The sequence below is a fragment of the Roseobacter sp. genome, from assembly GCF_024639605.1.
Lineage (GTDB): Bacteria > Pseudomonadota > Alphaproteobacteria > Rhodobacterales > Rhodobacteraceae > Roseobacter.
Genome location: NZ_JAHEHZ010000011.1, coordinates 23,100 through 42,483, shown reverse-complemented (window position 1 = coordinate 42,483; position 19,384 = coordinate 23,100). Strand labels below are relative to the sequence as shown.

The 19,384-nt window shown below is 58.7% G+C and carries 17 protein-coding genes; 10 read left to right on the top strand and 7 right to left on the bottom strand.

Going from position 1 to position 19,384, the window contains the following annotated elements; all coding sequences use genetic code 11:
* Window positions 1–188: 188 nt before the first annotated feature.
* From Q0M35_RS02855 to Q0M35_RS02830, 6 genes are all read right to left on the bottom strand, one after another.
* Complete coding sequence (locus Q0M35_RS02855) at window positions 189–1,709, bottom strand: tripartite tricarboxylate transporter permease (RefSeq protein ID WP_295311983.1); 1,521 nt, start codon at window positions 1,707–1,709, stop codon at window positions 189–191.
* A gap of 36 nt (window positions 1,710–1,745) precedes the next feature.
* Window positions 1,746–2,249, bottom strand: a complete 504-nt coding sequence (locus Q0M35_RS02850) for a tripartite tricarboxylate transporter TctB family protein (protein WP_295311981.1) — start codon at window positions 2,247–2,249, stop codon at window positions 1,746–1,748.
* A gap of 54 nt (window positions 2,250–2,303) precedes the next feature.
* Window positions 2,304–3,275, bottom strand: a complete 972-nt coding sequence (locus tag Q0M35_RS02845) for a tripartite tricarboxylate transporter substrate binding protein (RefSeq protein WP_295311979.1) — start codon at window positions 3,273–3,275, stop codon at window positions 2,304–2,306.
* A gap of 156 nt (window positions 3,276–3,431) precedes the next feature.
* A complete protein-coding gene (locus Q0M35_RS02840) occupies window positions 3,432–4,286 on the bottom strand; it encodes a universal stress protein (protein WP_295311977.1) in 855 nt (284 codons plus the stop codon).
* A gap of 599 nt (window positions 4,287–4,885) precedes the next feature.
* Window positions 4,886–5,146, bottom strand: coding sequence for a hypothetical protein (locus Q0M35_RS02835; protein ID WP_295311975.1), 261 nt, complete (start codon window positions 5,144–5,146; stop codon window positions 4,886–4,888).
* A 655-nt stretch (window positions 5,147–5,801) separates the two neighbouring features.
* Window positions 5,802–6,908 carry a mandelate racemase/muconate lactonizing enzyme family protein gene (locus Q0M35_RS02830; RefSeq protein ID WP_295311973.1) on the bottom strand — a complete coding sequence of 369 codons (1,107 nt, stop codon included), beginning with the start codon at window positions 6,906–6,908 and terminating at the stop codon, window positions 5,802–5,804.
* A gap of 115 nt (window positions 6,909–7,023) precedes the next feature.
* Here Q0M35_RS02830 and Q0M35_RS02825 point away from each other — a divergent pair, with 115 nt between their 5' ends.
* From Q0M35_RS02825 to Q0M35_RS02795, 7 genes are all read left to right on the top strand, one after another.
* On the top strand, window positions 7,024–8,508 hold the full coding sequence (locus tag Q0M35_RS02825; RefSeq protein WP_295311971.1) for a PLP-dependent aminotransferase family protein: 1,485 nt from the start codon (window positions 7,024–7,026) through the stop codon (window positions 8,506–8,508).
* Window positions 8,509–8,625: 117 nt separating this feature from the next.
* Window positions 8,626–9,702: an extracellular solute-binding protein gene (locus Q0M35_RS02820; RefSeq protein ID WP_295311970.1), complete on the top strand. Its 1,077-nt coding sequence runs from the start codon at window positions 8,626–8,628 to the stop codon at window positions 9,700–9,702.
* An 83-nt stretch (window positions 9,703–9,785) separates the two neighbouring features.
* Window positions 9,786–10,889, top strand: a complete 1,104-nt coding sequence (locus tag Q0M35_RS02815) for an ABC transporter ATP-binding protein (protein WP_295311968.1) — start codon at window positions 9,786–9,788, stop codon at window positions 10,887–10,889.
* Complete coding sequence (locus Q0M35_RS02810; RefSeq protein WP_295311967.1) at window positions 10,879–11,745, top strand: ABC transporter permease; 867 nt, start codon at window positions 10,879–10,881, stop codon at window positions 11,743–11,745. Before Q0M35_RS02815 ends, Q0M35_RS02810 begins: the two co-directional genes overlap by 11 nt.
* 9 nt (window positions 11,746–11,754) lie before the next feature.
* Window positions 11,755–12,615 carry an ABC transporter permease gene (locus Q0M35_RS02805; protein ID WP_295311965.1) on the top strand — a complete coding sequence of 287 codons (861 nt, stop codon included), beginning with the start codon at window positions 11,755–11,757 and terminating at the stop codon, window positions 12,613–12,615.
* 11 nt (window positions 12,616–12,626) lie between these two features.
* Window positions 12,627–14,267, top strand: coding sequence for a choline dehydrogenase (locus Q0M35_RS02800; RefSeq protein WP_295311964.1), 1,641 nt, complete (start codon window positions 12,627–12,629; stop codon window positions 14,265–14,267).
* Window positions 14,254–15,522, top strand: coding sequence for an FAD-binding oxidoreductase (locus tag Q0M35_RS02795; protein ID WP_295311962.1), 1,269 nt, complete (start codon window positions 14,254–14,256; stop codon window positions 15,520–15,522). Before Q0M35_RS02800 ends, Q0M35_RS02795 begins: the two co-directional genes overlap by 14 nt.
* A gap of 234 nt (window positions 15,523–15,756) precedes the next feature.
* Here Q0M35_RS02795 and Q0M35_RS02790 read toward each other — a convergent pair whose 3' ends face one another.
* Window positions 15,757–16,629: a MurR/RpiR family transcriptional regulator gene (locus Q0M35_RS02790; protein ID WP_295311961.1), complete on the bottom strand. Its 873-nt coding sequence runs from the start codon at window positions 16,627–16,629 to the stop codon at window positions 15,757–15,759.
* A 120-nt stretch (window positions 16,630–16,749) separates the two neighbouring features.
* Between Q0M35_RS02790 and Q0M35_RS02785 the strand changes: the two genes are divergently transcribed.
* The 3 genes from Q0M35_RS02785 to Q0M35_RS02775 are packed head-to-tail and all read left to right on the top strand — an operon-like array spanning window position 16,750 to window position 19,348.
* Window positions 16,750–17,508, top strand: coding sequence for an N-formylglutamate amidohydrolase (locus Q0M35_RS02785; RefSeq protein ID WP_295311959.1), 759 nt, complete (start codon window positions 16,750–16,752; stop codon window positions 17,506–17,508).
* On the top strand, window positions 17,502–18,023 hold the full coding sequence (locus Q0M35_RS02780) for a TRAP transporter small permease subunit (protein ID WP_295311957.1): 522 nt from the start codon (window positions 17,502–17,504) through the stop codon (window positions 18,021–18,023). The genes Q0M35_RS02785 and Q0M35_RS02780 overlap by 7 nt, the downstream gene beginning before the upstream one ends.
* Window positions 18,023–19,348, top strand: coding sequence for a TRAP transporter large permease subunit (locus Q0M35_RS02775; protein WP_295311955.1), 1,326 nt, complete (start codon window positions 18,023–18,025; stop codon window positions 19,346–19,348). Before Q0M35_RS02780 ends, Q0M35_RS02775 begins: the two co-directional genes overlap by 1 nt.
* The last annotated feature ends 36 nt before the right edge of the window (window positions 19,349–19,384 follow it).

Below are 19,384 nucleotides of genomic sequence, written 5' to 3'. Positions count from 1 at the left end.
CATAAGGCTGCAGGCTTACGGTCAGTTGCGTACGCCAAACCCGGTATGCAGCAGGCGCCTGCCTGCTGATAATCGCTTATCGGCGATCAGGCGTGGGCAGGCCTGTCTGTCCCGACTGGCGTGGCGTCAGGAACAGGCGGGGCTGGTACCTGATCTCCGTGCTATACGCTTTTTGGCTGCTGCCCGTATCACCGGGCTGTTTCTTTGCCATCTGACCGCAGCCGGCGCAGCAGCTTGAAGGCAGGCAGAAAGATCAGGATCAGAGCAATGATCGTGATCGGCCCGGCCACCGGCCGCGTGAAAAAGATCGACGGATCACCAGATGAGAGCAACAACGACTGGCGCAGCGTTGGCTCTGCGATCGGACCCAGCACAATAGCCAGAACCGCAGGGGCCAGCGGATATTCAAACTTGCGCATGAAAAAAGCGCCAATCCCGAAGGCGACCATCAGCCAGATGTCGAACATATCGCGTGTCGATGCATAGCCACCGGCAATTGAGAGCACGAAAATCATCGGCGCGAGGATCGTGAAAGGCATCCGGAGCATCCAGATGAACACCGGTATGAATGCGAGATTGATCAGCAGCGCTGCCACATTCGAGATATAAAATGAGCCGATCAGCCCCCAGACGAACTCCTCTTCGTCGACGAAGAGCCTCGGCCCGGGCACCAGCCCCCAGATCACCATGCCGCCCAGCAGGATCGCCGTCGTGGGCGAGCCCGGTATCCCCAGAGTCAGCATCGGCAGCATGGACCCTGTTGATGCGGAATTATTGGCAGCCTCCGGGGCGGCAACCCCGTCAACCGCGCCTTTACCAAACTGGCCGGGGTTGCGGGACACCATCTTTGCCACGCCGTAGGACATCAGCGATCCCGGTGTTGCGCCGGCTGCCGGCAGGATCCCGACAAAAAAGCCCAGAAATGACCCGATGGCAGTTCCTTTCCAGCCCCGCGTGGCAAAGTCTCTTGCATCCGTGGCCATGCCTTTGACGGTCATTTTGGGTGTCGTGGCCTTAACCTCGCCGCGGGTCTGGTCAATCGTCCAGAGCATTTCCCCGATGCCATAGACACCGATGGCGAGTACGAGAAAACCGATGCCCTGCAGGAAACCATTGTAATCGAACAGAACAAGTCTTGGTGCGCCGGAGATCTGGTCGAAACCGACGGCGCCCAGCACCAGCCCGAAGCAGATGGAGAAGATCGTCTTGGGAATGTCATCGCCGCCCAGGCCGACAAAGGTGGCAAAGGCGAGCAGCATCAGAGCAAAGACCTCGGGCGGGCCGAAAGACAGAGCCACGGTTGCCAGCAGCGGGGCAAAGAGGGTGAAGAGAATATTCGCGATCGTGCCGCCGACAAAGGAGGCCAGAGCCGCCGTCACTAGCGCAAGACTTGCACGCCCCTGGCGGGCCATTGGCAGGCCGTCAAATGTAGTGGCCACGGCCGTCGACGCGCCCGGGATACCAAGCGTGATCGAGGATACCGCGCCGCCGTACATCGCCCCGTAGTAGATTGCTGCCAGAAAAATGATGGCAGAACCGGGCGGCACAAGAAACGTTATCGGCAACAGGATCGCGACCCCGTTAACAGATCCGAGCCCCGGCATCGCCCCGATAAAGAGCCCCACGGTTACGCCAAGCAGGATCATCAGCAGGTTCAGGGGCTGGAGGGACAGCAACATGCCATCGCCAAGCAGGTGCAGAACGTCCATCATCGGTTACTTTCTTGCAGGAAGCGTGCCATAACTTCAGTAAATAATGTCATAGAGGATGTTAAAGACCGGGTCGGTGAACGGCAGGCCCGACGGCATCGTGATCCGCATCGCACCTTCAAAGAAGAAAAACAGAGCGAGTGGTGTGATCAGCGCGATCGACAGACTGAGCCACAGGCTGTGGCGGCCCAGAAACCAGGTGTAGTAGAACAAAAAAACACCAACCGCCCCGTACATCGAAATTATGCTGATCAGAACCACGAAGACGATCACGCCCCCGCCGACAAATATCAGAGATTTCCACCCGTGTGTGTCGAGGACGGGCGCGTCGGACTGTGAGGGGGCGCTGGTACCACGCCACCAGTTGAAGGCGATGCAGATACAGCAGACCAGCATGATCCCGGAGAGCCAGAATGGCCAGGCGCCTCCGCCGGGCCCCTTTCCGGGAATAAAGCCGATGGGCAGTTCAGTGCTTTTCCACATCAGGTAAAGCGACAGAAGGGCCAGAAATCCGGCGGTTATAATCTCGCCAACGCGCATCTGGCCCTCCTTGCTGTTAAGTCCCGGTTCAGGGGTCTGATGGGTCTGTGGGCATCACTCGCTCAGTGTGGCGAGCAGTTTCTTGTGGTTTTCCACCTGCAGGCCCCAGTAGTCGCGCTGCGCGTCCGCATCCATCCAGAGCGGCGACAGGCTTTCTGCCTTCAGGTAATTCTGCCATTCATCGCTCTCATAGATCGTGGTGAAGAGGTTCTGGTAGTAGGCCGCAGCTTCGTCAGACATGCCCGGCGCTCCGACTACGGCGCGCTGGTTATAATAGGAAAAATCGTGGCCCATCTCTTTGATGGTGGGAACGTCCGGATAAGCCGGCATACGTTCGTCCGAGAAGGCCAGCAGCGGTACAAAATCTCCCGCCTCATAAAACCCCTTGGCTTCTGCGGGGTTGTTGACGCTGGCCATGATCTGCTGACCGGCAAGATCCTTGGCGACCGCACCACCGCCATCATAGGGGATGTACTTGATGTCGAGGTCGTAGGCATCCGACATGTAGGCAATGACGATGCTGTCTTCCTGACCGGCACCGGTGCCGCCCATGACATACTCACCGCCCATGTCTTTCACCGTGCTGACATACTCGTCCATAGTGGTGATGCCACTGTCTTTGTGCACCCAGAGTACAAAGGGATCGACCCCCATCATCGCGACAGGCGTAAACGTCCGGATGTCGATGCCGAGATTTTCCTGACGCAACGGTGTCGTGAAAAATGAATTCAGGGTCACAAGGATTGTGTGATCGGGGTCGCTGGCGTTGCTGACGTGGATCAGCGCCTCCGCGCCGGAACCACCGCCCTTGTTGTTAGGCACGAGAGGCCGGTTCGTCAGATCCTGCTTTTCGGCCACCGACTGGATGAAGCGTGCGATCTGATCAGCGCCACCACCAGCCCCTGCCATGATGACAAAATCGATGGGTTTACGTGGTTGCCAACCGTCGGCTACTGCAGAAATGGGCGCTGTCGCAAAGAGTGTGGCTCCGGCGATTCCCAGCAGAAAACGTTTCGTAATCTTCATGGTTTTGTCCTCCCGTTCATTGTCCGAGCAGTCCGGCCGATGCTGACAGCACAACCAGGACCTGCACCGCAGGCATGTTTCATCCGGCGTACGGGAGTAACTATCTTGTTGTATTTGCTTTTCAAGCGAAACTTTGTTGCGCAGCCAATGAATACCTTAGTGTACCAAAACCACAGGAATTTCTGCTTTATCTACAACGGCCTGGGTGTTGCCGCCGAAAAGGGTCTCGCGTTCGTGGTTGTGCCCGTAGGCCCCCATAATCAGCAGATTGGCGCCCAGTTCAGTTGTTCGGTTCAGCAAACCCTCGGCGGGATTGCGGGCGTCGAACCGCTCAATCTCAGCCACAACCCCGCGCAACCGGTAGTAGTCAACCAGCTCTTCCGCGCTTGCGCCATGCGGCTCGCCTTTTCCGCCGGAAAGGATGGTCACCGACTGTGCTGTTCTCGCAATATCAAGCGTCATCGCAACGGCGCGCGACGATTCCAGCGATCCGTTCCAGGCCACCGTGATGTGGTTTCCGAAGTCCGGTTGTACGTCCTTGCGGGGCGGGCACATCAGGACCGGCCGCCCGGTACGGAACAAAGCGGACTTGAGTGAATTGGTGCCGAGATTGCGATCCCGGTCCGGTTTTCCGACAACTACCAGATCCGCAAGCCTGCCGATGTGTTTGATCACGTCGGCCATCAGCCCGTATTCTTCAGCAAACTCGATAGATGCCACGCCCTGACCCGGTACGTTGGTTTCTTTCAGCCCCAGGGACAGGGCGAACCTGTGCAACTGGTCCCGGACAGCCCGTTCTTCCTGATCTGCCAGTTCGCGCGCCTGTTCGGTAAGCGTTTCCCGCGCAAAGGACGGTAACTGCCGGCTGAAAGGCATCAGATCCTCAGTCCTTGAACGGCAATGGGCGACAACAACATGCGCGTTGTGACGCATCGCCAGTGCCGACGCATGTCCGAGTACGGGCTCAATCATACCGTCTCCGCGCACCGGGACGACTATTTTACTAAGCATGGATGGCTTTCCTCCTCTTGCCGACCGGGGCCGCGCTGTCGTTGCGGAACCGGACAATACTGAAATTTCGGTCTTCTGCCAGCCGGACGCATCCCCGGCGGGTCCCCTGGCCGCGTCAGTGTTGTTGCGCGCCGGTCGTTTCGCTGTGCCGCACGGCAGTGCGACCCTCAGGCCAGACGGGCCGGGCCGTACACATGTGAACTGGTATTGTCGTGCGGATGCCCGGGCGGATATTCTGATCAATCATCAAGGTCTTTCAACTGTTGTCTTCCCGATCAAGTAGCGCCGCAAGGCTTTTAGTGAAGTGATCTGGTGAGTGTCGTATCGAAACCAGTCAATGCGTGCGACGGATTGTTCCGCCTGTTCTGATGCCCCGAAAAAGCGGGTCAGCAGCGTGACGTTGTAATCAGACCAGGCGCGCGGGCGCTGTGCATGCGGGGCGGGAGGGTGCTGAAGTTCTGCAGGAACCTGCGGGCGCGCGCATTCGGAACGGACCGAAAGATCAGCCGGCGTCCCCGCTTCATGTGCGACCCCGCCGTTTGCGTGTGGCGAAATAAGTGCGCCGGCCGGCACACTTGCCAACTGGCGCAACTGACGTTTCAGAAGGTCAGACCGTTTGCAGTCGTTTCAGCAAACCGATCATCGAAAAGCCCGCCGGAAGAAGGAGGTGCCCGCCGGCAGCGCGCCGGAGATACCTGAGAAGCGAAAACGGGTGTGCGCACTTTGAACGATGTCAGTGCCTCATCAAAGTTTTCGAAGCTATCGAGGCGCTGGTCGGTGCCGGTTATAAGGCGCCCGCCGACCTGACAGGTCGAAAAGGTATCGGGGTTATCGTGATCAGGATTGATCACCAGGTCCATTGACCATCCATAATCGTGCTCACCTGTTTGATCCTTTTGCCGCTTTGAGAGGGTCCGTCACAAGCGCCACAGGAAGATGTTTTGATGCATCCCGGCTGTTGGGTTGCCGGACTGCCCGTTCCTGATGCAGGACAGCGCACTTCTGATACCCCGCTCCGGGGCTGATTGCCTCAGGCGGCGTAAAACCCATGTTGCCGCAGGTGCTGGCATCATCCATGACACTTCTGTCTTCAAAACGCATTTTGTCGCAAACCAGACGTTCACCGGTTTCATGAATCGTCAGGCGCTTCACCGGTGGCCATGTCACAGGTATTCCGGCCGTCGACAGTCTGATGCTCAACAGGCACGGGTATCGGGGTCGATGATGCCGGCAACAGCCCCGCATCTGCAGTATTCAACAGAATTTCTGCATACCATCCCTTTGTGATCTCGGTGTACGGGCGACGGTCCGAAATCTGCATGGTACTGAAAGCAACTTATCAAATACCGGGGGGAGACAAACGTCCGACACGTGCCCGTACAACGGAATCATATCTAAAACTGTGAATGTGAGGCATTGATTTAAGTCAATCGCAGGTCGGGAACGCCAGCGGGTCACCTGCTCATGGGCGGGCTATCGCCAATCGACCGGGATGCCGGGGAGATTTTCAGGGACTCAGCAGTCCGCCTCACTGATCTGATATGCAGATCGTTCCAACCAGTCGGAAGACACCTCTACGCCCCATCCGGGAGCGTCGGTGACAACTGCTTTGCCTTCTGTGATTCTAAAGGGAGATCTGACGAACAGTCCCTCCTGCCATGGATAGTAATCAGGGCCTTCAATCGCAAACTCCAGATATTTCCCGGCATTCGGGATCGCCCGCAGCAGGTGCATGGTGAAAAGCGTCACCATGGAGAGGTTCGCGCAATGGGGCGTGACGGGTATGCCGGCGGTTTCCGCCATTTTCGCCACGCGCAGGGTGCGCGCAATACCACCCAGATAGCAAACGTCAGGCTGCACGATGTCGACCACACGGTCATCGATCATCTGCTTCCAGCTGGCCATCATACAATCCTGCTCGCCGCCCGTGACATCAATATCCAGCGCATCTTTGACCTGCTTTGTCTGTGCAAATTCCCAGTAGGGGCAGGGCTCTTCATAGTGAGACACGCCGTTGTCTGTCAGCAGTTTTCCCACTTCGATTGCCCGCGCCGGATCATAACAGGAGTTCGCGTCAACCAGCAGCGCCACATCATCTCCCATTGCTTTGTACATCGTCGGTACAATCTCTTCGGTCCGGCCGGGCCATTCATCCACGTTACGGCCCACTTCTGCGCCGATGCGGAATTTGAACGCATCAAAGCCCTTTTCATCACGCAATCGCAGGAGACGGTCTGCTTCATCCCGGGGCGTGATGTCCCGTTTCATTGACGACGCGTAGGCACGCACCGGCCCCGGCGTCCCGCCGATCAGTTCGCATACGGATTTGCCCGCACGTTTGCCTTTGAGGTCCCACAGAGCGGTATCAAGACCACCCATCGCGCGACGCAGATAAGAGCCCGGGAACTTATGCTCGCGGTCGCGCACAATATCCAGCAAACCGTTGATATCCCCGTCATCCTGACCGAGGGTCCAGGGGGCGACCTGCCGGTGCAGGACCAGGGCCGTGATGTCCGCGAAGTAGGGCGCGACCTGTCCCCAGCCCTGTGCGCCGTCTTCGCCGGTGACGCGGGTGAAACAGACAAATTCATTTGTGAACGTCTCGATAGACCTGATTTTCATGCAAACTCCGCGCCGTAGGCTGACTGGCTGAACGTATTGACGATACAGGGCTTTGGATATTTATTAAGGTCCATTAAGCCGCATTGAGCAGTCCAATTCCTGAAGGAACGCCCCGATGAAAAGACAGGACGGTGCGTTGCTTTCTTCCATTGAGATTGACCGCACCGGCAAGCGGGCGATCGGTGTGCAGCTTTATATGGTGCTGCGTGAAATCATTCTGTCGGGTGGTCTGCGCGCGGGCGAACGGATCCCGGCAAGCCGTACGCTGGCGCGTGAGGTGGGGGTGTCGCGCACCACTGTCATAGATGCTGTTGATAAACTCGTCGCCGAGGGGATGCTGGTCTCGCGGGTGGGGGCGGGTACATTCGTCAGCGATATTCTGGAACAACAGCACCCCCGCACAAACGAGCTTCGCCCGCCGGATCCTCAGACTTCACAACCCCGCCTGTCGCATGCCATCGACCACTCTTTTTCGTCCTATGCCCCCCGGTCATGGCTGCCGCATCAGGCCAGTGCCTTTATAACCGCGCTGCCTGCGCTGGATGCTTTTCCGATTGCGCAATGGTCGCGGTTTTCAGCGCGCCACCTGCGCGGCGACCGTGCCGGGATTATGGGATATGGCCAGCCCCAGGGGCATCAGGGTCTGCGCAACGCCATCGCCAGCCATCTCAATGCCGCGCGGGGGATCAGGTGCAGCCCCGAGCAGATCTTTATCACCTGCGGCGCGCAGCATGCGTTCTCGCTGGCCGGCAGGGTGCTGCTCAATCCCGGTGACAAGGTCTGGTACGAAAACCCTGGTGCCACGGGTGCCCGCAACGCTCTGATTGCCGCCGGCGCCGAGCTGGTACCCGTAAGTGTCGACGATGAAGGGATAAATATTGCGGAGGCGAAGCGGGTTGCTCCACACTTCCGGCTGGCGTTTGTCACGCCGTCCCACCAGCAACCGCTGGGTCATGTCATGTCACTTGCGCGCCGGCTGGAACTGCTGGAGGCGGCCAATGATGCCCGGGCCCTGATCATAGAGGATGATTATGACGGCGAATTTCACTATGGCGTAAGCCATCGCCCGCCGTTGAAAAGCATCGATACCCAGGGACGGGTTATTTATGTCGGCACTTTCTCCAAAACTCTTTTCCCGTCTTTGCGTCTGGGTTTCATGCTGGTGCCGGAGCAACTCACGGCGGCATTTGATACGCTTTTTGCCTCCTGGATCAGCACGCCCCCGACAGCGGTCCAGGCCACGGTTGCGGATTTCATGGATGAGGGGCAGTTTGCGGCCCATATCCGCCTGATGCGTCGGCTGTACAAGACCCGGTATGACGCGCTGATGCAGGCGGGGCGCGATCATCTGCCCGATACCATCCGGTTGCAGGAAACCACCAGCGGGTTTCACACAACGGCCCTGCTGGACGACCGGGTGGATGAAAATGCCCTGATGGCGCAGGCCGCGGCCGCGGGCCTGACGGTTGCTCCGATCAGCCGCTACAGCCTGTCAGACACCGTCGAAAAGGGGCTGGTGCTGGGCTTTGGCAGCACCAGTCCTCCGGACATCGAGAGCGGTGTTTCAGCACTCATGCAGCTGCCTGCACTCACCCCGTGAATTGGTCTGTATAAAATTCCATAATGGATATGTGGGCCAGTCCAATACTCTACTAACATCGCCCGGTGTCCATGAATGCCACGCAGCGCGAACCGGCGCTGATAAGGGAGTTAAACCATGAAACAGAAAAACTATATTGTCGGACTTGCGGTTACGGCGGCGCTGTCGACCGCATCCGTGGCCCAGGCCGAAACACTGCGGCTGCTGACCTGGGGCTCATATGCGCCCGAAGAGCTGATCCAGAAATTTGAAGAAGAATATCCCGACATCGATGTCGAGGTCACTTTCTCCAACAACGAGGAAATGATCGCCAAACTGCGCGCGACAGGTGGCGCCGGATTTGATCTTGCGCAGCCGAGCCATGACCGGATCTATGCCGCACAGCTTGAATACGACATTTACAAGCCGCTGGATCTGTCAAAAATCGATACTTCCGTGATGGAGTCCACGCACCTGGAAGGCGTGAAGGCCAACACGACGATCGACGGTGAAGTCTATGCGGTCCCGCACCAGTGGGGCACCTCCGGTCTGATGAAGAACAAAGCCATGGCGGCGGATTTCAACGGCTGGGATGATCTGTGCGACTCTCAGTACGCGGGTAAAACCTCCATGCGCCTGAAGCGCACGATCCTGCTGGGTACGGCATTTGCAATGGGGCATGATCCCTTCGCGGCCTATTCCGATCTGGATAAATATCAGGACATCCTTGATGAGGTCTCCGAAAAACTGATCGCGTGCAAATCTAACATCAAGGCTTACTGGCAGGGTGGCGATGACCTCTCCGCGATGATGTTGTCGGGTGAGATTGTGGCCTCAGAGACATGGGACTCCACAGCCTATAAACTCTATGCCCAGAACCCCGACATCGTGTTTGTGCCGCCGGAAACAGGTGCGCTTGCCTGGATCGACACATTTGCACTGCCCGCCAAGGGCAAAGCGGATGATGCGGCCTATAAATGGATCAACTTCGTACTGCGGCCGGAGAATGTGACCATCATGTCCGGCAGCACGGGTGCGATTGCAGCCGTGAACGGCGGTCTCGACTTGTTGCCTGAGGACAAGAAGAACGCGGTGAACGCGGCCTTCACCCCCGCGGACATTGCCAACCTCAAGTTTTTTGCCAACATTCCCCCGGGCGTCGAGGATATGGAAGGCAAAGCGCTGGAGAAGATCAAGGCAGCCACAGGCGGCTGAGTTAAGTAAATGCACGGGGGGCGGCGATGTCGGTGACACGCCGCCCCTTTTGTGTCACGACGGGGTGCAGGGGAGCAGGCGCAATGAACGACGCTGTGGAACATGATCTGGAGTGCACAGGGCTCTCCAAACATTTCGGATCCGTGCGGGCGGTGGACGATGTGTCCTTCAGAATCCCGAAGGGATCGTTCTTTTCGATCCTCGGCCCGTCGGGCTGTGGCAAGACAACGCTGATGCGGATGATTGCGGGGTTCGAAAACCCCTCGGACGGGGACATCCACATCAAAGGGCGCTCTGTCCTCAACATCCCGCCGAACAAGCGCAACGTGAAGATGGTGTTCCAGCATCTGGCGCTTTTCCCGATGATGAATGTCTTTGAGAATATCGCCTATGGTCTGCGCTGTGCAGGCACCCCGAAATCCGAGATCCCGCAAAAGGTCAATGATGTGCTTGAACGCATCGCGCTGCCTGACGTCGGCAATCGCGAAATTCATCAGCTGTCAGGCGGGCAGAAACAGCGCATCGCGATTGCGCGCTGCATGGTGCTGGACCCCGATGTGCTGCTGCTGGATGAACCTCTGGGCGCGCTGGATCTGAAGTTGCGCGAGGCCATGAAAATCGAGCTCAAGCTCTTGCAGCATCAGTTCAACACCACATTCATTTACATCACCCACGATCAGTCCGAAGCTCTTGTGATGTCCGACAATGTCGCCGTGATGAACGAAGGACGCTTTGAGCAGGTGGGCAAACCGGAGGAACTTTATCACAAACCGGCGACGTCTTTTGTCGCCGGGTTTGTCGGAGATTCAAACCGCTGGGCCGGCAAAGTGGAAGAGATTTCTGACGGCGTGGCGAAGGTCGCGACGGAGGCCGGTCTGAGCATGCTCTGCAAGCCGCAGGCGGGCGTCGTGACGGGTGCGCCGGTGTCGATTTTTGTCCGACCGGAGTTCATCGGCGCGCAACGCGCCAGCGAGGCCGGACCCCCGGATGCAAACAGCAACGCCCTGGCGGGTAAGGTGGATTCTGTGCTGTTCAACGGCGCCAACAGCCGCATTCTGGTGCGCGGCCCCTCTGCCGAGCTGATCGAGGCGGATGTGGTGGTGACCGGCGGCACCTCTGATCTGCGTCCCGGCGATGCGGTGCAGCTCAACTGGGCGCCTGAACAGGCGATGTGCTATGCAAGGTGACGTAAAGCGTCTCTCGCTCATCCTGCTTTTCGCGCCCTTTGCGCTCTGGATTGTACTGCTGATCATCCTTCCGCATCTGGGGATGGTGTATCTGTCGCTGCGTGAAAAGGTGGCCCCTCGGGTCTATGAGTTCGGTTTCGGCAATTACATCGATTTCATACAGGAACCGATCTACTGGAATACCCTGCTGCGCACCGGGTCCATGTCGATCCTCGTGACCGTTCTGGCGCTGCTGATCGGGTTTCCTATTGCCTATTACATTGCGAAAATCGCCGGCCGCCGGTCGCGCGGCGCACTGTTTCTGCTTTGTCTGATCCCGCTGTGGGTCAGCGATCTGATCCGGGCTTTCGGCTGGATCCTTTTGCTGCGAGAAACCGGCGTGATTTCCACCAGCCTGCAAACAATGGGGCTGATTTCGGAGCCGGTGGAGTTTCTTTATAACGACGCCACGGTGATCGTCGGTCTCGTCTATACGGTGATCCTCTTCATGATCGTACCGCTGGTCTCCACTCTTGACGGGATGGATGATGCGATGGTCGAGGCAGGCTATAACCTCGGTGGCAGCGGCCCCACAGTGCTGCGCCGCATCATCATTCCCTACGCCATGCCGGGGATCGTGGCGGGATGCATCGTGGTTTTTATGCTCACCGCAGGCAGTTATCTCACGCCAATCCTGCTGGGCGGCAAAAACTCCAGCTGGTTCACCGAACAGATTTACGATCAGTTCATCACCCGGTTTAACTGGGAATCCGGGGCGGCCTTTGGCTTTCTGCTGCTGGCCTTTACATCGCTGGTGGTCTGGGCCGGGCTGCGCCTGACGGGCCAGAACCTCGCCAACACCGTGGCAAAGAACTGAAGGCGCGCGATGGCTGTTTCCACACATAACAAAGGGTTCCTGCTGGGCTACCGGCTCTATGTCGGTGCCTTCTTTGTGTTTCTCGCAGCGCCGCTGATTGCGGCCGGAACCTTCGCCTTTAACGACTCGCTGTTTCCCGCGCTGCCCTGGCAGGGGTTCACGCTGGACTGGTTCTTTAATGATACCGAGCCCAAGCTGGGCATGTTCCATGACCGTCGCCTGTTGCGCGGGCTTTATTACTCGGGCGTCATTGGTGTTCTGGTGGCGTCCCTCTCGGTTTTTGTGGCGACCTGCAACGCTTTTCTCTTTGTGCGCGGCGAGTTTCCGGCCAAAAACTTTTTCTACATTCTGATGATCCTGCCGCTGGTCATCCCCGGCGTGATCCTCGGCATCTCCATTCTGGTCATGGCCAGCAATATCGCCAACGGGATGGAGGACAACTTCAGCATTGAGATCGAAATGCTGAGGCCCGGTCTGCCGCTGGTGGTGCTGGGGCAGTTCTCCTTCATCACGACAATCACGTCACTGGTGATTTCCGCACGGCTGAAGAAATTCGACTCTTCCATGGAGGAAGCCGCGCTGAACCTCGGCGCCACCCGGGCGCGCGTGCTGCGCACGGTGACTCTGCCCTTCCTGCGCCCGGCGATCATTGCGGCATGGATCGTGGCCTTTCTCGTCTCTTTCGAGAACTTCAACACTACGCTCTTTCTTGTGGGCTCAGAGGCCCCGCTCACGATCACCATGTTTGACCGCATGGCCAAAGTCGGCTCGACGCCGGTGCTTAATGCGGTGTCGTTCTTTCTGATCATCGGCTCAGGTCTGCTGGCGCTCGTCAGCGTTCTTGTGCAGCGCGATCCGCCGGAAACCTGAAGGCACGGGCGGTGGCGGAGTACGATTTTATCATCGTAGGTGCGGGGTCGGCAGGCTGCGTGCTGGCCAACCGGCTGAGCGAGAACGGCAAATACACGGTGCTGCTGCTGGAAGCCGGCGGCAGTGATCTGCATCCCTGGATCTGGATGCCGATCGGCTATGGCAAAGCGTTCCATCACAAGCGGCTCAACTGGCGCTATCAGGCCGAACCCGACCCGGCGCTGAACAACCGCAGATCATACTGGCCCCGTGGCCGTGTAATGGGCGGGTCCAGTTCGATTAATGCGATGGTCTATATCCGGGGTCAGCCTGCGGATTTTGACGACTGGGAAGCGATGGGCAATCCCGGCTGGGGCTGGAAAGACGTGCTGCCTTTTTTCCGGAAATCTGAGACCAATGACCGGGGCGCGGATGATCTGCGCGGCGGCAGCGGACCGTTGCATGTCTCGACGATGGATCCGTTTCTGCACCCGATGTGCCAGACCTTTATCGCGGCCGGTCAGGAAAATCAGTGGCCACATAACCCGGATTTCAATGGCGCTTGCCAGGAGGGCGTCGGCACGTATCAGAACACCGCCAGGGGCGGGATGCGCATGTCTGCCGCGCGGGCATATATCGGGCCTGCAAAACGGCGCCAGAACCTGCGTATAGAAAAGCACGCGCAGGCGACGCGGGTTCTGTTCAGGGGCGCGCGCGCCACCGGCGTGGAATACAGCCGGCGCGGCGCGTTGCGTCAGGCGACCGCGCGGCGTGAAGTGGTGTTGTCGGCCGGGGCGGTCAACTCTCCGCAACTGCTGCAACTCTCCGGCGTGGGGCCGGAAGCGGTGTTGCGCGCGCAGGGCATTGACGTGCTGCACAATCTGCCGGGCGTAGGGCGCAATCTGCAGGACCATCTGGCGGTTGATTTTCTCTATCGCTCAAAAGTGCCCACACTGAACGACCAGCTGCATTCCTGGCAGGGGAAGCTGTGGCACGGGATGCGCTATGTGCTGACCCGGGGCGGGCCTTTGTCGCTGGGCGTGAACCAGGCGGGGGGCTTCGTGAAATCCCGCCCGGACGCGCCGCGCCCGAACATCCAGCTTTATTTCTCGCCGGTGAGCTACACCAAAGCGCCGCCCGGAGTGCGTCCGCTGATGAACCCTGATCCGTTTTCGGGCTTTCTGACAGGGGCGCAGCCGACGCGCCCTACAAGTCGCGGATATCTGGAGATTGCGTCTCCCGATCCGATGGTGGCGCCCGTGATCCACCCGCGGTACCTCAGCACTGATCTCGATGTTCAGGAAATGCTGGAAGGAGCGTGGTTGCTGCGCAAACTGTCGCAAAGCCCGTCATTGGCCGGGGTAATTGAACGCGAAACGCGCCCGGGTGCTGACATCGCCACAGATGCGGATATGCTTGCCTATATCCGGGAAACCGCAGGCACGGTCTTTCACCCGGTCAGCACCTGCAGGATGGGGCCGGATGTGACATGCGATGTGGTTGATGCACGGCTCCGGGTGCACGGGGTAACGGGGTTGCGGGTGGTGGATGCGTCGGTGTTTCCGACCGTGACATCAGGCAACACCAATGCACCCACCATTATGGTAGGAGAGAAGGGCGCAGACCTGATCCTTTCTGATCACGAAGAGGGCGGCAGACATGTTCACCGATGACTTCAGGCCCGCGCCTTACTGGTGGGATCATGCTCCGCGGGAAGACCCGACACCCACGGATCTGCCGCGAACCGTCGATGTTCTGGTTGTCGGCTCCGGCTATACCGGGCTGCATGCTGCTCTGCGCGTCGCCCGTGCGGGGCGCTCTGTGCTTGTCGTGGATGCAGAGGCGCACGGACACGGCGCCAGCAGCCGGAACGGCGGGCAGATTTCGACCTCGGTCAAACCGGGCAAAGCGGCCCTGACCCGGAAATACGGGGCAGAGATCGCAAACGGCATTCTGGCTGATGGTCAGGCATCGCGGGAGTACATCGAAGATTTCGTGCGATCCGAGGGCATTGACTGTAACTTTCAGGTGCCGGGCCGCTTTCACGGCGCGCATACCGCCCGCCAGTACGAAAAACTGGCCGCCGGGGCAGGGGGCAACGATACGTTCATGGTGCCCCGCGCCTCCCAGCATGAGGAGCTTGGCACCGATGCGTATTTCGGCGGTATCGTCTATCCGCATCACGCGAGCCTTCATCCGGGGCGCTATCATGCGGGGTTGCTGGAAAAGGTACGCGCTGCGGGTGTTCAGCTCGTCAGCCATTGCCCGGTGGAGGCGCTGGCACCTGATAACGGTGTCACCCGCGTCAGCACACGCCATGGCAGCGTCAGGGCCGGGCGGGTGATTGTGGCCACCAATGGCTACACCACCGGACTGACACCCTCACTGCAGCGGCGGGTGATCCCGATCGGATCCTACATCATCGCGACAGAGGAGCTTCCCAGGCCCGTGATGGACCGCCTGATGCCAAAGGACCGCATCCTCTCCGACACCCGCAAGCTGGTTTATTATTATCGTCCGTCGCCCGACCGCAAACGGATCCTCTTTGGTGGTCGCGTCTCGCTCAGAGAAACCGATGCCCGGGCAACAGCGCCCTTGCTCAGGGCCGAACTGATCCGGCTCTTTCCGGAACTGGGTGATGTCAGGATAAGCCACTCATGGTCCGGTTTTGTCGGCTATACCTTCGACAGCCTGATGCACATCGGGCAGGATGAGGGCATTTACTATGCGATGGGCTATTGTGGCTCTGGTGTCGGGATGGCCAGCTATCTCGGGATGAAACTGGGCCTGATGGCGGTGGATGACCCGGCGGGCGAGACTACTCTGGCGAAGCTTCCGTTTCCCGGCAGGCCATATTATCGCGGGGACCCCTGGTTTCTGGCTCCGTCCATTGCGGCTTACCGGTTGCGCGACAGACTGGGGTTCTGAGACGTCGCTAATGATTGCCGGGGGAAAGCGACGCGGACAATCCGACCCGGAAACCTTCTCACGAACGCGATGGTCTCGTGGAGTGCGTGCCCTGTTTGGCGTTTTCATGGATCCATCGTCAGAAAGGCATTGTGGATCGCTGTCCGGCGTCATGGCGTCGGGGCCGCCTGTCTGAGATCCTGAACTCCACACCGTATCACCGTCGGCCTCAGGTGCGCGGTGTTACCTGCCGGTTCAGGTAAACTTCCGGAAAAGCCGTGTTTTATCAAAGATCTCTTCCAGCTCCTGCATCCGGTCTTTGGTGTTGTCCCAGTCGAGATTCTGAACCTGAGAGATCATGCTTTCGACGAGAAGCACCGTCGTTGCAACCGAATCCCAGGCGGAAGGAACAATGATCCGGCAGGTCAGAGTGATATCAGCGAGCCGGTGCACCGGCGATCGCCACTGATCGGTAAAGAGCACCAGTCTCGCCCCGCGCGCCCGTGCCATTTCGGCCAGTTTCAGTGTGTTGTTTTCATAGCGCCGCACATCGAAGATTACAAAAACATCACCCTCCGCAGCATTCAGCAGGTAGTGAGGCCACGTGTTCGACGTCGACTGCACATGGGTCAGGTTCGGGCGGATGACCTGCATATGCATAAAGAGGTATTCGGCCAGTGTATGCGTGATCCGTCCGCCGACGATGTAGAGATGACGCTTCTGATCCGCGACAAGCGCGCAGGCCTCGTCAAAGGCAACCGGATCAATATGCGCCATGGTGTTCCGGATATTGTCGATCACAGCTTCGGTAAAGCGGTTCAGGATATGCCCTGAGGGAGCGGCCCCGGCCCAGGTTTCATGCTTGGCAATCGGGCCTTTGGCGATTGCGCTCAGTTCATCGCGCAGATCGGCCTGGAAATCCGGATAGCCTTTGTAGCCCAGCTTCTGCACCATGCGCGCGACCGTCGGCACCGAGACATCAGCGCTTCTGGCCAGCGCCGTCAGCGGGCCGAGTCCGGACGCCGGGTAGTTCTCGAGGATCGACAACGCCAGCTGCCGTTCGGCACGGGTAAAGGTATCCAGCTCTTTGTGAATGCGGTCCGAAATCGTCTGGTTTGCATCTGTCACCGGGGAGATGCCTCGTCGTTGAGCGATAAAATAACAGGTTAAAGCGGCCTGTGATAAATATTTCATAATTGTGTTGACAGAATGCCCGCCTGGCAAGACCTTTCCGGGGTGGGAGCAGCAATGAATCATCCGGAACGCCTATCCGACGACGCCGTGGTTGAGGTGTATAATGCAAAGGCAACGTCGCCTGTCGTACTCGTCTGCGAGCATGCCAGCGCGCATATTCCGGCCGAATTTGACGATCTGGGTCTGAGCGGGGATGCCCTGCACAGTCACGTCGCCTGGGATCCGGGCGCAGTGTCGGTGGCCCGGGGCATGTCGCGGCAGCTTGATGCGGTGCTCGTGGCCTCGCGCATCTCGCGCCTGATCTATGACTGTAACCGGCCGCCCGACGCGGCGGGTGCGATGCCGGAACGCAGCGAGATTGTGGACGTGCCGGGCAACAAAGGCCTTAGCACGGCGCAGAAAGCGGATCGGGTGGCGACATACTATGAACCTTTCCGTGCTGCTCTGTCTGAGGTGCTGGCCCGCGTGTCTGACCCTGTGCTTGTGACGGTGCACAGTTTCACGCCTGTGTATCACGGGCAGAACAGGGATGTCGAAATCGGCGTTCTGCATGACAAAGATACCCGTCTGGCGGATGCGCTGTTGTTAGATGCGCCGGGGGCCTGTGTCGTGCGGCGAAATGAGCCTTACGGGCCTGCGGATGGTGTGACCCATACACTGAAAGAACACGCACTCGGACCCGGACACCTGAACGTGATGCTCGAAGTGCGCAACGATCTGATCGGAAACGAGCGCGATCAGGCCGCGATGGCGGATCTTTTGTCGGGCTGGATCAGACGCGCCCTGACACCTGCCGGTGCCGCCATATGCTGAATTTCGCGATGCGATACACCCGGATAATCGACGGGCTGAACTATCGCATCGGGCGCGTGGTGATGTACGGGATCTTTGTGATGATGGCGATCCTGCTCTGGTCGTCTGTCAGCAAAACCTTCTTTGATCCGTCACTCTGGACGCTGGAAGTCGCGCAGTTCGCCATGGTCGCCTATTATATGCTGGGCGGGCCTTACTCGATACAGATGGGGGCAAACGTGCGGATGGACCTGCTTTATGGCGAGTGGTCGGATCACCGCAAGGCTCAGGTCGACGCGATGACCATTGTGTTTCTGATTGTCTATCTGATCTTTCTGCTCTGGGGCGGCTGGGAAAGTTTTCAGTATTCGATCAGCTACGGCGGAGAGCGAAGCTCTTCAGTCTGGCGCCCGTATCTCTGGCCGGTTAAGGCGATCATGCTTGTGGGGATATTCCTGATGTTGCTGCAGGCGTTCTCCGAGTTCTTCAAGGACATACTGCGCCTCAAAGGCTACGACATGGGGGAGAAGATCTGATGTCCTATGAGGCCATCGCGATCCTCATGTTCTCTTCGATGATGCTGATGCTGCTGACCGGGCAGCGTGTTTTCGGCGCCATCGGATTTGTCGCTGTGGTGGCGGCGTTCTTTCTCTGGGGTGACCGGGGGGGCTATGATCTGGGATTTGCCGCCGCGATCAAGCTGATGAAATGGTATCCGCTGCTGACGCTGCCGATGTTCATTTTCATGGGCTATATCCTGTCGGAATCCCGGATTGCGGATGATCTTTACAAAATGTTCCACGTCTGGATGGGCGGGCTGTCGGGCGGGCTTGCGGTGGGCACCATCGGGCTGATGGTGCTGATCTCCGCGATGAACGGTCTGTCGGTTGCCGGCATGGCGATCGGAGCCACGATTGCGCTGCCGGAGCTTCTCAAACGCGGCTATGACAAACGCATGGTGACCGGTGTTATTCAGGCGGGATCATCGCTCGGCATCCTTGTGCCGCCCTCTGTGGTGCTGGTGCTTTATGCGATGATCGCGCGTCAGCCGGTGGGACAGCTCTGGCTTGCCGGGGTGCTGCCGGGTCTGATGATGGCCGCGATGTTCGTGATCTATATCGTGATCCGTTGCCGCCTCAATCCGGCACTCGGACCCGTGCTGCCGCCTGAGGACCGTGACATGCCGATGGCACAGAAAATCAGGCTGCTGGGGGCGGGCGTGCTGCCGCTCTTTATCTTCTTTTCGATGATGGTGCCTTTTGTGAACGGCTGGACATCGCTGGTGGAAAGCTCGGCCATCGGCGCGATCGCGGCCTTCCTGGCTGCCGTGCTCAAAGGCCGGATGACCTATGACGTCTTCGAGACAAGCGTGCGCAAGACCCTTGGCATCTCGTGCATGTTCATGTGGATCATCCTGGCGGCTCTGGCCTTTGGCGCGGTTTTTGACGGGCTGGGTGCCGTCAAAGCGATTGAGAGCCTGTTTACCGAGAAATTCGGTCTCAGCCCCTGGACGATCCTTATCCTGATGCAGCTCAGCTTTATCCTTATGGGCACTTTTCTCGATGATACGGCGATGCTGGTAATTGTCGCACCGCTGTATGTGCCGCTGGTGGGCGCGCTCGGCTTTGATCTGATATGGTATGGTGTGCTTTACACGATCACCACACAGATTGCATATATGACACCGCCGTTTGGCTATAACCTGTTTCTGATGCGCGCGATGGCACCGCCTGAGATAACGCTGAAAGACATCTATTCTTCAATCCTGCCTTTTGTGCTGGTGATGGTTGTGGCCCTCGCCACAATCATGGCCTTCCCCGAAATCGCCCTTTGGCTGCCGGGGTATGTGTACGGAAATTAAAGACAAAAAGATCCCGGTATGCGGGACGCAATTCAC